At 31.2% G+C, this 12,313-nt stretch carries 12 protein-coding genes; 9 read left to right on the forward strand and 3 right to left on the reverse strand.

All coding sequences use genetic code 11. The features are described 5' to 3' along the window. Positions 1-97: 97 nt before the first annotated feature. Both lpdA and ABGB03_RS05940 read left to right on the forward strand, forming a co-directional pair. The gene (gene lpdA, locus ABGB03_RS05935; protein ID WP_347925664.1) at positions 98-1,498 is read left to right on the forward strand and encodes a dihydrolipoyl dehydrogenase; all 1,401 of its coding nucleotides are present in this window, start codon (positions 98-100) and stop codon (positions 1,496-1,498) included. Positions 1,499-1,725: 227 nt separating this feature from the next. After that, on the forward strand, positions 1,726-2,766 hold the full coding sequence (locus ABGB03_RS05940) for a two-component regulator propeller domain-containing protein (protein ID WP_347925666.1): 1,041 nt from the start codon (positions 1,726-1,728) through the stop codon (positions 2,764-2,766). A 233-nt stretch (positions 2,767-2,999) separates the two neighbouring features. On the opposite strand, the gene ABGB03_RS05945 is transcribed toward ABGB03_RS05940, so the two are convergent. Then, positions 3,000-4,715 (reverse strand): hypothetical protein, encoded by a 1,716-nt coding sequence (locus tag ABGB03_RS05945; RefSeq protein ID WP_347925668.1) that lies wholly within the window; start codon positions 4,713-4,715, stop codon positions 3,000-3,002. 163 nt (positions 4,716-4,878) lie between these two features. On the opposite strand from ABGB03_RS05945, the gene ABGB03_RS05950 reads away from it, so the two are divergent. From ABGB03_RS05950 to ABGB03_RS05960, 3 genes are read left to right on the forward strand one after another with little or no spacing between them, the layout of a single operon-like run. Further along, positions 4,879-5,463, forward strand: coding sequence for an RNA polymerase sigma factor (locus ABGB03_RS05950; RefSeq protein ID WP_347925669.1), 585 nt, complete (start codon positions 4,879-4,881; stop codon positions 5,461-5,463). Beyond that, the gene (locus ABGB03_RS05955; protein WP_347925671.1) at positions 5,453-5,629 is read left to right on the forward strand and encodes a hypothetical protein; all 177 of its coding nucleotides are present in this window, start codon (positions 5,453-5,455) and stop codon (positions 5,627-5,629) included. Before ABGB03_RS05950 ends, ABGB03_RS05955 begins: the two co-directional genes overlap by 11 nt. 22 nt (positions 5,630-5,651) lie before the next feature. After that, positions 5,652-6,458 (forward strand): mechanosensitive ion channel domain-containing protein, encoded by an 807-nt coding sequence (locus ABGB03_RS05960; protein WP_347925672.1) that lies wholly within the window; start codon positions 5,652-5,654, stop codon positions 6,456-6,458. Positions 6,459-6,550: 92 nt separating this feature from the next. Here ABGB03_RS05960 and ABGB03_RS05965 read toward each other — a convergent pair whose 3' ends face one another. Then, complete coding sequence (locus tag ABGB03_RS05965) at positions 6,551-7,267, reverse strand: LytTR family DNA-binding domain-containing protein (protein WP_347925674.1); 717 nt, start codon at positions 7,265-7,267, stop codon at positions 6,551-6,553. Then, positions 7,268-8,320, reverse strand: a complete 1,053-nt coding sequence (locus ABGB03_RS05970; protein ID WP_347925676.1) for a histidine kinase — start codon at positions 8,318-8,320, stop codon at positions 7,268-7,270. A 195-nt stretch (positions 8,321-8,515) separates the two neighbouring features. On the opposite strand from ABGB03_RS05970, the gene ABGB03_RS05975 reads away from it, so the two are divergent. From ABGB03_RS05975 to ABGB03_RS05990, 4 genes are all read left to right on the forward strand, one after another. Beyond that, entirely contained in the window at positions 8,516-9,124 is a 609-nt protein-coding gene (locus ABGB03_RS05975) for a thioredoxin family protein (RefSeq protein WP_347925678.1), read from the forward strand. Positions 9,125-9,130: 6 nt separating this feature from the next. Then, a complete protein-coding gene (locus ABGB03_RS05980; RefSeq protein WP_347925679.1) occupies positions 9,131-10,453 on the forward strand; it encodes a serine hydrolase domain-containing protein in 1,323 nt (440 codons plus the stop codon). A 117-nt stretch (positions 10,454-10,570) separates the two neighbouring features. Continuing rightward, positions 10,571-10,975, forward strand: coding sequence for a MotA/TolQ/ExbB proton channel family protein (locus ABGB03_RS05985; RefSeq protein ID WP_347925681.1), 405 nt, complete (start codon positions 10,571-10,573; stop codon positions 10,973-10,975). A 16-nt stretch (positions 10,976-10,991) separates the two neighbouring features. Continuing rightward, the gene (locus ABGB03_RS05990; RefSeq protein WP_347925683.1) at positions 10,992-12,257 is read left to right on the forward strand and encodes an alpha/beta hydrolase-fold protein; all 1,266 of its coding nucleotides are present in this window, start codon (positions 10,992-10,994) and stop codon (positions 12,255-12,257) included. Positions 12,258-12,313 lie beyond the last annotated feature (56 nt).

Here is a 12,313-nt window from a genome sequence, read left to right on the forward strand (position 1 = left end):
TAAATATAAAGACAAAAATCAGCTAGCAATATTTATTGTCATTAATGGATATGTTTGTACTTTTGTATTCGATTTTTAATAGAAAGAAACAAATTTTATGAACTCATACGATGTAGCCATTATTGGTTCTGGTCCTGGAGGTTATGTAGCAGCAATTCGTTGTGCACAACTTGGAATGAAAACTGCAATTATTGAAAAATATTCAACGCTTGGTGGTACTTGTTTAAATGTTGGTTGTATACCAAGTAAAGCCCTTTTAGACTCGTCTCACCACTATGAAGATGCTGTAAAGCATTTTGAGGAACATGGAATAGAAATTCCAGGCGATATAAAAGTGAATTTAGAAAAAATGATTGCACGTAAGCAATCTGTTGTAGATCAAACTACAGGTGGCATTGATTTCTTGATGAAGAAAAACAAAATCGATGTTTACGAAGGCTTAGGAAGTTTTAAGGATGCTACCCATATTACTATTTCTGGAAAAGAAACTACAGAAATTGAGGCTAAAAACACCATCATAGCCACTGGAAGTAAACCATCAAACTTGCCATTTATAAAAATAGATAAAGAACGAGTTATCACTTCAACCGAAGCTTTAAAACTAAAAGAAATCCCTAAGCACATGATTGTGATTGGTGGAGGTGTTATTGGTTTAGAACTTGGTCAAGTGTATAAGCGTTTAGGAGCAGAAGTCTCTGTAGTTGAATATATGGATCGTATTATCCCAACGATGGATTCTGGGTTATCAAGAGAGTTAAATAAAGTGCTTAAAAAACAGAAATTCAAAATTAATGCGTCTCACAAAGTAAAGTCTGTTGAAAGAGTTGGAGATGAAGTAATTGTAAAAGCTGATAATAAAAAAGGAGAAGAAGTAGAGTTTAAAGGAGATTATTGTTTAGTATCAGTAGGTCGTCGTCCTTATACAGATGGTTTAAACGCAGAAGCTGCTGGAGTAAAGCTAAATGATAGAGGACAAGTGGAAGTGAATGACCATTTACAAACAAGCGTTTCAAACATTTATGCAATTGGAGATGTTATTAAAGGCGCAATGCTTGCGCATAAAGCTGAAGAAGAAGGTGTGTTTGTTGCTGAAACTATTGCAGGACAAAAACCGCATATCGATTATAATTTAATTCCAGGCGTGGTTTACACATGGCCAGAAGTTGCGGCTGTTGGTAAAACAGAAGAAGAATTAAAAGATGCTGGAATCAACTATAAAGTTGGTCAATTCCCAATGCGTGCTTTAGGTAGAAGTAGAGCAAGTATGGATTTAGACGGATTTGTAAAAATCCTTGCAGATAAAACGACTGATGAGATTTTAGGCGTACACATGGTTGGTGCTAGAGCTGCTGATATGATTGCTGAGGCAGTTGTTGCTATGGAATATAGAGCTTCTGCAGAAGATGTATCACGTATGTCTCATGCACATCCAACATTTACTGAGGCTATTAAAGAAGCAGCTTTAGCTGCCACAGATGATAGAGCTTTGCATATCTAATGAATTCCCTTAAAAAAAGGAATCCCATCATTAAAAACTAAAATATTTTAAAAGCGAATCTATTATAGGTTCGCTTTTTTATTTCCTTGTTAATAACTTTGATTTTATACTTTTTATAAAGCATTGACTTTCAATATTTAAAATTATAACTTCGCTTATCGTATGATATAGTTCATTGAAACGGAACGATATCTTTACCATTAGCTGCAACCAAAATGAACATCAAAATGAAATTTCTTCTTCCAATACTATTTCCACTTTTATTTACTTCTTGCAACGGACAGAAAAATAAACCTGTTGAAATAAAAGAATCTAAAGTTTATACTAATGCTGACATTATTACTAGTAGTCTATTAGATAAAAATGGAGACTTATGGTTTGGAACATCAACTGAAGGACTTTACAAATATGATGGAGAAAAATTTTCAAACTTTAATGAAAGTAATGGACTATGCACTAACCAAATATGGAGCATCATAGAAGATGATAAAGGAATAATTTGGTTGGCAACTAATAAAGGTTTGTGCAAATACAATAGCAATACGTTTACTCAAATTTCGCTTCCATATATTGACACCAGTAGCGATTGGTATAAAGACATTTACCCAACTATCAACCCAAACCAAGCAAATTCTATAATCCAAGATAAAGACGGGATATTTTGGATTAGCACTTCTGGTGGTGGTGCTTATAAATATGACGGAAATACATTTGAGAATATTTTGGCTGATAAAGGCAGAAAATATGAAGACAGTCTTCATCACAATGTTATACAGAGTGTCATGGAGGACAAAAACGGTAATATTTGGTTTGCTTCTATGAGCAATGGAGGAATAACTCGTTTTGATGGAGAGACATTTAAGGATTTAAAAAGTGAAGATGGATTAAGCGATAATATGGTTCGTAATCTCTTTCAAGACAATGAAGGAAATATTTGGATTGGAACTAATGGTAATAGGAATGGCGGATTGGATAAGTTTGATGGAAAGAACTTCACGAACTTTAATGAAAGTAATGGTTTGTGTAGTAACAATATAGATGTCATTTACCAAACTAAAAGTGGAGTAATGTGGTTTGGAAGTGATAGAAGTGGCGTGTGTTATCTTGAAAATGGAAAATTTATACCAATCCAAGAATTATCCGAAGTCGCAATCCGAACAATTATCGAAGACAAGAATGGGGATTTATGGTTTGGTGGAAGAAAAGGAAACCTATGGAAATATGAAGGAAAGCAACTGACTGATCTAACCCAATTGAAAAATGAATAAAAGGCAACAGCTAACACGGTATATAGCAAATAGGGAGTTCGGTGGTTTACGAAAGTTAGTGCTATTATCAAATACCGCCAAATCGTTGATTTGGCTTTTAAGAATGAATAAATTAAAAACAAAATACAACGCTTTGGCTCTGTGCAAACCTGAAAGTTTATTACTTTCTACTGCCCTACTTGCCATATACTAACCGATAAGCGTAACAAAAATTAATGCTTTTGCTTTACCATTTAAAAATCACCTATTTCAAAATCAGCATCCATCCAACTTTCATTAATTAAAGATTCCATTTTAGTGACATTCTCAGAATCATTAAGACCTTGATAGGCTAATTTTAGTCCATGATGTGCCCAACCATTTTTTGGCAATCTTTTTAAATCATCATTATAGGTTGTAATGGCGTCATTAAATTCACCTGCTTTATTTTGTATAGCTCCTAGATGGTGTCTTACAGAGAAAAACCAATCTGGTGGTTCATTATAGTTGAGTGTATCCTCAATAGCTATAGCTTCTTTTAAAAGTATGATACTAGTTGCATAGTCTTCATCAGAAGCCCATAATTCAGCTTCTAGTACTTTGGAGGCTATTTGTACTAAATCATAAACCGAATTAATATCCCAAATGGTAACCTCTTTTAAGCTTTCATCTTTTGCCAACTCCATTAGTTGTATTAATTCTTTTTTTGCACTTTCCTGATCTCCTTTTCCTAAATGCGCCATTCCCTCGGCATAATGCCTTACAGCTTTCACATATTTTAAATCGTAAGTTTCAAATTGCATATCTAAAATATCATCCCATTTTTTAAATTTTACTGCCACATTATATGGTGTGATGTAATAATGCTGTAAAGTACCCCAACCTGGTTGTTTCATGATTTCTGGATGCACATGTTCAGAGACTTTGTTGGCGCCAATCATTGCCCAATGACTATTACCCTCTAAAGTTGCAGTTGCTGCCATAAAATGATAATTATGTGGATAATACCCTAGAGGATAAGCACCTTGTGCATGGCACAAAGTAACATAAGTGCTATCAGCTTCAACTGCTGCAATATTTGATAGTGTTCCTTTATGATATTCACCAGTTCTAATATACACATGGGAAGGCATGTGTAATAAATGTCCTGAACCAGACACTAAACCATCATCAAACACTTTGGCTGAAATATTTGCCCTTTCTGGAGTACTTGAGGCTTCTGTTGCATGAATGTAGAAGTGATGTGCCCCAGGATGTTTAGGATACTGTTTTATAAGCTTCTCTAATAATGTAGTAATTTCTGGAGTCCATTCTTTAGCATTTCCCTCTTTGTCATATAAATCCCAAGGATGCAAATTCATAATGGATTCTGCATAAAGGGTACTTATTTCTGAGTCATCAGGATAAGTATCATATAACTTTTTCATTGCAGAAGAATAATCTACATCTAGTTGGTAACGATCTTCAGGTGGTTCTTGTGCGTAACGAATTGCCATGGTCTCTATAATAGCTTTTTCTCTATCCGTAGCATTTTTTGAAAGTTTTATGGCCGTTTGAATAGCATCGTAAGCACGCTCATAATTATCATCTTCCATTCCAGCATTATAATTTGGGCCTAAAACATACGCATAACCCCAAAAGGCCATTGCGCAGCTTGGATCTAGTTTAGTTGCATAATAAAAAGAACGAGCAGCTTCAGCATGATTAAACCCATAAGCCAATGTCATTCCTTGGTTAAAATAACGCTGTACTAAACTATCTTTAGTTGTTATTGGGTAGTCTATAGCATCGAGTCCTTCTAACAATGGTGCCTTATTGTCAATTTTGTACCAATCTGCATCAGTAATAGGAGGAACACAATTATATTTCGAAGTTGGTCCTTTAACTATTGCATCTAAATTGGTGTCTTGTTTTTTTTTGCAGCCAATTAGAATAACTAAAAGTGCTATTAAAGGAATAATTTTTCTCATGTAACAGGTTAGTTTTTAGCATAAGCCTTAAAGATACAAATTTGTCATTTAATTTGTTGATAATCACTTTTCAAAAGATATGATTCAACTATATTTGTAGTACAAATTGGTGACTGAAACTTAATTGCTGTGTCCAAACATAGCAAATACCCTAATAATAACATTGAAAGTAGAACAAGATTTTAATAAATTATCTGACGAAGATTTAGTGAAAACTATCGTGTCTTCTAACGATACGTTATTATTTGAAATTCTATATGATCGTTATGCGAAAATGGTGTATAACAAGTGTAGAGGGTTTTCAAGAAGTGATGATGAAGCTGAAGATTTAACCCAAGATATCTTTTTGAAGCTTTTTGTAAAGCTGAGTACTTTTAAAGGAAACTCTAAATTTTCAACGTGGTTATACGCTTTTACTTATAATCATTGTGTGAATTATGTAAATCGTAATACAGCAAAGAAAATTGAAAAACAATCGGTTGATGCTACAAATATTGAAGATTCTGGATATAGTATTGACGATAATGATAATGACATTAATCAACTAAAGGTTGATAAACTGAAAGAAGCACTAGAATTAATCTCTCCAGAAGAGAAAATGATTCTGTTGCTAAAATATCAAGATTACTTAAGCATAAAAGAGCTTACAGGCATCTTAGATATTGGAGAAAGCGCAGTAAAAATGCGTATAAAAAGAGCGAAAGAGAAACTCATTAATGTATATAACGATAATGAAAATGAGCGATAATCCATTTAAATATATAAACACACCTTTAAAAGAAGTTCCTCAGGAACTAAAGTCTAAGGTGATGAAAGACATTGCAATTGCAAAGCTTTTAATGGAATTAGCTAGTTTATTTTCATTAAATGCAGGAAGCGTTATTGAGCGAACCATAAAAGAACGAAAAAAATAATATTACCCTAACAATATTACTAATGGAAAAGCTAGCAGAACTTAAAGACATGGCTATTGAAAACTTCTCAACCACAGGAGTTAGCATTTTAAAAGCACTATTAGTGCTGTTATTTGGATGGCTGTTTATTAAATTATTATTATCTATTCTAAAGCGTGCCTTAAAGGCAATTAAGATTGACAAATTTGGTGAAAAACTAAATGATATTGAGATTATTGAAGGAAAGAAACTTAACGTTAACCTTACCAAAATAATTATATCATTCATTAAATGGTCATTGCTATTGATACTTATTATTATAGTATCTGAAATGATGGGTATGACCATTATTTCGGAAGAGATAGGCAATCTAATTTCTTATTTACCACAATTATTAAGTGCTGCAGCTATTTTCGTAATTGGTTTATTTATTGCCAATTTTGTTAAAAAATCGATTCAATCATTTTTTAAATCGTTTGAGCTCTCAGGATCTAAAATAGTAAGTCAATTAGTATTCTTTATTTTATTAGCTATTATATCAATTACTGCACTAAATCAAGCTGGGATAAATACAGATATTATTACAAGCAATCTTAGCTTAATTTTTGGCGCGTTTCTCGCTGCTTTTGCTTTAGCTATTGGCTTGGGAGCAAGAGAAGTAGTAGCAGATTTACTACGGACTTATTATACTAGACGTACTTATGAAGTTGGACAAAGAATAAAGTTTAACAACGTTGAAGGAGAAATAATTACAATAGATGACATCTCTATGACGTTAAAAACAATAACAGGTAAACTTATTATACCTATTAAAGATATTGTGAATAGTCAAGTTGAAGTTTTAGAATAAAACTTGTGTTATGATAAGTTATTGTTAGGGAAATCTTATTATAGATTCTTGATATTTACAGCCCCTTCTCATTTATTTGAGGAGGGTTTTCTTTAGAATTTTTTTAATAATTCTAAAACATCGCTTTTGTAACTTCTACTAATAGTTAAAGATGTATTTTCAATAACAATTTGTTCATTAGTAAACGAAGAAATTTTATGTAATGCGACTATAAACGACCTGTGAATTCTTATAAATTTATCTTTTGGAAGTTTAACTTCTATAGCACTTATGGTTTCACGAGTCACGATGGTTTCATTCGCTAAATGAATTTTAATATAATCACTATAACTTTCAATATAGATAATTTCATTGAAATCAATTTTAATCATTTGTCTGTCTGAACGCACAAACATAAAATCATTGTTTTCTGCTTCAGTTTCAATTTGCTTTTTTGACCTGCTATACACATCAAAATAAGTGTTAATCGCTTTTAGTAAACGCTCAAACGATACAGGTTTTAATAAATAATCTACAGCTTGCAGTTCAAACCCTTCTACTGCATAATCACGATAGGCAGTAGTAAAAATAATCTTAATCTCTTTATTTATCGATTTGGCAAATGAAATACCAGATATTTCAGGCATATTAATATCTAAGAACACTAAATCTATTTTATGATTTCTAATAGCATTAAATGCTTCCATAGCATTGCTGCAACTAGCAATAACTACAATATTCGCTATTTTTGAAAGATGTGTAGCAATAACTTCTCTTGCGATGGCTTCATCATCTACAATAAGACATGATATGTTTTTTTGCTGCTGCAATTAATTGTGGTTTAATTTTAAGTGAACTTTAAAAAAAGCTACAGTATCATCAATGGTTAAAGTGTATTTGTTCTTATATAGTAAATCCAATCGTTTTTGCATGTTCTGTAAGCCTATACCTTTTTTGGTTAGCTCAGATTTTGAATTTGAATTTTCTATATTGAAATGAATATATTCCTTGCTACAAGATAAATCAATAATTATAGTTAGCACACCATTTTTTAAACTACCATGTTTAAAACTGTTTTCAACAAAAGGAAGTAATAGCATAGGTGCAATTTTTGTGTTCTCTAGAATATTGTTGCAGTTAAAGCGTATATCTAACGTGTTATTGAAACGTAATTTTTCAAGCTCAATATAATCTTTTATATGGTTTATTTCATCAGACAATAATACAAAAGGCTTATCCACTTGATATAGCAAATAGTCGAGTAGATTAGATAGTTTTAATATCATTTCTGGTGTTTCATCTGCCTTTTTCAATGCAAAACCATACATGGTATTTAAGGTGTTAAACAAGAAATGTGGGTGAATCTGCATTTTTAAATAATTCAATTCTTGCTCTTTTAGTTTTAGCTGTGTTTCTAAAATTTTAGTTTCTAGTTTTTTTGTTTTTTCTGCATGCGTTAGGTTTAGCTTTAAAAGTTTAAAAGCACTCACTATAATTACAATTAGGTACACAGCAACCATTACAAAAAATAGATTTCTACTTAGTTGCGACATATTACTGAATTCAAATTCAGATAAATAACCTAAACCAAAAAACACCGAAACCAATAATAAGTAGCCAGAAATGATTAGAGTATAAAAACTATATAGACCAAATAAAAAGTATCTCTTTTTAATTAAATAGTCTGGTATCAACTTATAAATAGATACATATGTAGTTGCTATAGTTATTGGCATTAAAAACAATGAAAACGAAAGAATGTAATTATCATCGTTGTTTTCAAAACCAAAAAAATAGGTAAAAAAGAGGAGTACGCCACACCAAAAAAGAATGTGAAGTAATATTTGAGCAATTTTTTTTAAAATGACTTCTTTGGTAAACATCTAACGTATTATGCTACAATATTACTATAATTATTTTGGCTGCATAAGTTTTGTAGACGAATGACAGCTTTAAAGCCTGTTTTAGCATGATGGTTGTTTCAATGGCTAAATTGGTTATCTGTCGCTTTTCATTTACGGCAATCTTTATTGCTAATATTTTTGCCTTAGAAATAATAGAGTATGCTAAATAAAAAGATGAAAAATAGGTTTATTATTATACTAATAGCTTTATTAACGTATGCTATTTTTTTAATATTTAAGAACCCACAACCATATGGCAAATTAGCAATGCTACCAATTACTTTGCTAGTAATTTTTGGGTTTATTAAAAAAAGAATTCTTCGAAATATTTTAATGTCTATTGCACTAATAGCAATATCGTTAATATTTATTGTTGGCACACGTTCATTATTATCTAATACTACCAATCAAGAATTATTTAATCAAGAAACTCCAGTAAAATTTTCAAAACTAACATTCGAAGAGGCTCTTCTGTTTTCTAAAGAAACTAATAAACCATTATTTATCGATTTCTATACAGTTTGGTGTGGTCCATGTATACAATTTCATAAAGAGGTTTTAACTGACAAAAGTGTTGCAAGTAAAATGAATAAGGCATTTATAAACTTAAAATATAACATTTATGAAGGGGAAGGAAACTTGCTTAGAGAAAAGTATGGAGTTTCTTATGTTCCTCGCTTTGTAATTATTAATGATTTAGGAGAAATAATAGAAGATATCAATACAGATTCTATCCTAACTAAAGAGCGCATGATAAAAATATCTAATAATTATTTAAAATAGAATAAGATGAGGAAAGCACTATTATTACTACTGTTAGTCAGTCAAATAGCATTCGCACAAAATACTAATTACAATCAGTTAGACACCCTTTTAGATTTACTCTATCAAAATGATAAGATTATGGGAAGTATGACCATATTAAAGGATGGTAAAACCGTTTTTGAAAAATCTGTTGGATACCAATATATAAATGATAAAGAAAAAAAGCAATCAACTTCTAAAACGAAGTATAGAATAGGATCAATTACCAAAACATTCACAGCTGTAATGTTTTTTCAATTAATTGATGAAGGTAAGTTGACATTAGATACAAAGCTTTTTGAATATTTCCCTGAAGTAGCTAATGCTGAAAAAATTGAGGTTGCTCATTTATTAAATCATAGCAGTGGATTGTTTAATATAACTGCTGATGAAAATTTTAATGAGCAAGAGCCAACAACACAAGAAAAAATGCTATCGATGATAGCTAAACACGATGTAGATTTTCAACCTGGAGAACGACACGAATACAGTAACACTAATTTCGTCCTATTGGGTTATATCCTTGAAAGAATCGAAAAAAAATCTTATGGACAAGTTTTAAAAGAACGCATTGCTAAACCATTAGGGTTAAAAAACACATATTATGGGAGTGAAATAGATATAACCAATAATGAAAGCCTCTCATATTATTATGAAGATGATAATTCCTTGCATGAAGCTAAACAAGCACATTTAAGTAATCCAGGTGGAGCTGGAGGTATTGTTTCTAATCCATCAGATTTAGTTGTCTTTATAAATGCATTGTTTAACGATAAGCTCATGTCTAAAAATAGCTTTAAAATAATGACTACCATTAATGATGAATATGGTAGTGGAATTTTAAGTGCTAAAAAGGCGGGACTTACTTTGTTTGCACATAATGGAAGGATTGATTTTTTTCAATCTATGTTAGTGTATATTCCTGAGCTAAAAACGGCAATAGCATTAAATGCCAATGCTTTAAATTATGGTATGATGCCAATTATGTTTAATGCCATAAATGCATCTATAGGCAAAGATATTGAAATACCAAGTTTTAAAAGTATAGACTTAACCTCTGAAGAATTAAAAAAATATGTAGGAACTTATGAATGTGAGGAATTACCATTTTCATTGATTTTTAAAACAGATGGCAAAATTTTAAAAGGCGCACCAGAAGGAAGTGATTTGAAAGATTTAAAACCAACCGAAAAAGATGAATTTGCTTTGGAGGCTTTAGGTGTTATTTTAAAATTTGATTTAAGTACAAAATCACTATTGTTTAGTCAATCTGGAGAATCGCAAAAAAAGTGCATTAAGAAAGAGTAATTGATGCTAAACATAATTTAAGTTATTTAAGTTGCTAAATCGGTTATCTGTCGCAATTAGATTTTATAGCTAAAAAAGAAAACTAAGTTTGTTTAACGTTTAATTAAAACCATAACTATGATTACTTTATCTATTACACCAACATCTTTAATTGTTAATCCATTTGCTGACAGGTTTTCGGAGGGAGGACCTTTTATGATGACCTTGATTTTAATTTGCTTATTGCTATCTATTTTCTTTTTAATTAAAGGATTTATGAATGTAAACAAAGACAGTAATAACTCTAAAAAAATGCTCAAACTAGCTATTGATAGTAGCCTTTTAGGATTAGTAATTGGATTTTTCGCTTCTATTTTAGGGCTTATTTCTGCTTTCGATTCTGTTGAAGCAATGGGAAATCCGGATCCATCAGTTTTTGCTGGAGGGTTAAAAGTATCTTTATTGACCGCAACATTTGGGCTATTTACTTTTATTATTGCTAGAATTGGAATACTAATTTTAAAAGGGCTTCACAAGGATTAGAAATTTTTAAACAATAATGAAAAATATGGTAGCTATATCTCGATTTTTAGTAATCCTTGGATTTGTTTTTTTTAATCAAAACATGACCTCTCAGTCCGTAGAGAACAATTCTGTTGAAGTTGAAACAGAAGTTATTGATAGCTTATTTTCAAATATTCTCAATGAATCTCGAGAATATTGGGTAAGACTTCCTGAAAATTATAACCCAAATAGCAAAACTAAATATCCAATCGTCTATTTGTTAGACGGGTTTTCTTTAAAGAACAATTTAGAAACTGTTTACAATAATTATTGGGGACACTACTTACCACACATGATTCTTGTAGGGATTTCTAATAGAACCAACAGAACTAGAGATTTAACTATCTCCAAGATAGAGGAAAGAAGAGGAAGTGCTATGAATCTTGATACTGGAGGAGCTGATAACTTCAGGCAATTTATCGAAAAAGAGCTAATACCATATATTGATAAAACTTACCCAACGACATCGTATAGGACATTAATTGGGCATTCTTATGCAGGTTTATTCGCATTAGATGTGTTAATAAACAATAATCATTTATTTAAAAATTATATCGCTATAGACCCAAGTATTGAATGGGACAATCAAAAGCTTTTAATTCAAGCTAAAGAAAAATTAAAGTCTGAAAGTTTTAAAGGAAAATCACTTTTTGTCTCTCTTGCTGCCGAACAATTACATATGCAAAACGAAGCTGTAACTATGGACAATATTATGGAGGACACTTCTGAGTTTACTTTGTTTGCTCGCTCTATTATCGATTTTTCAAATTTCGCTAGTTCTCAAAAGCAAAATGAATTAAACTTTTCTTGGAAGGTTTATCCAGAAGATCTTCACGGTACAGTACCATTACCAAGTATGAGAGATGGTTTAGTATTTCTGTTTAAATGGTATCAATTTAAATCACCTCAAAAGTATAATAACCCTGAAACTTCAGTTGAGGAATTAAGAGAAATGCTTAAAAACCAAGAAAGAGTTTACTCAAATAATTTTGGCACTCCAACACCTCCAATGATTGAAGAATTATTAAACGCTTATGGTTATATGAATTTACAAATGGCGCAGCCAGAAAAAGCATTGTTATTTTTTAACTTAGCAGTTGAGTATTACCCAAACAGTGCTAATGGATATGATGGGTTAGTCGACTTTTATTTAGAAAAGAAAGACAAAATAAATGCTTTAAAGAATGCTAATAAGGCTTTTGAATTAAATAAAGATGACTATTATAGAAATAGAATAAAATCAATCAAAAAGATGAACTAGTTTAACATAACTAACTATTTTTTTAGCGCCCTTTGGGCGCTTTTTTATTTATAGTT

The sequence above is a fragment of the Pontimicrobium sp. SW4 genome, assembly GCF_039954625.1.
Classification (GTDB): Bacteria; Bacteroidota; Bacteroidia; order Flavobacteriales; family Flavobacteriaceae; genus Pontimicrobium.

Excerpts from the sequence above, each read along its gene's own strand:
- lpdA (WP_347925664.1), top strand. The coding sequence starts at position 98 with ATGAACTCATACGATGTAGCCATTATTGGTTCTGGTCCTGGAGGTTAT.
- ABGB03_RS05940 (WP_347925666.1), top strand. The coding sequence starts at position 1,726 with ATGAAATTTCTTCTTCCAATACTATTTCCACTTTTATTTACTTCTTGC.
- ABGB03_RS05945 (WP_347925668.1), bottom strand. The coding sequence starts at position 4,715 with ATGAGAAAAATTATTCCTTTAATAGCACTTTTAGTTATTCTAATTGGC.
- ABGB03_RS05955 (WP_347925671.1), top strand. The coding sequence starts at position 5,453 with ATGAGCGATAATCCATTTAAATATATAAACACACCTTTAAAAGAAGTT.
- ABGB03_RS05960 (WP_347925672.1), top strand. The coding sequence starts at position 5,652 with ATGGAAAAGCTAGCAGAACTTAAAGACATGGCTATTGAAAACTTCTCA.
- ABGB03_RS05970 (WP_347925676.1), bottom strand. The coding sequence starts at position 8,320 with ATGTTTACCAAAGAAGTCATTTTAAAAAAAATTGCTCAAATATTACTT.
- ABGB03_RS05975 (WP_347925678.1), top strand. The coding sequence starts at position 8,516 with ATGAAAAATAGGTTTATTATTATACTAATAGCTTTATTAACGTATGCT.
- ABGB03_RS05980 (WP_347925679.1), top strand. The coding sequence starts at position 9,131 with ATGAGGAAAGCACTATTATTACTACTGTTAGTCAGTCAAATAGCATTC.
- ABGB03_RS05985 (WP_347925681.1), top strand. The coding sequence starts at position 10,571 with ATGATTACTTTATCTATTACACCAACATCTTTAATTGTTAATCCATTT.
- ABGB03_RS05990 (WP_347925683.1), top strand. The coding sequence starts at position 10,992 with ATGAAAAATATGGTAGCTATATCTCGATTTTTAGTAATCCTTGGATTT.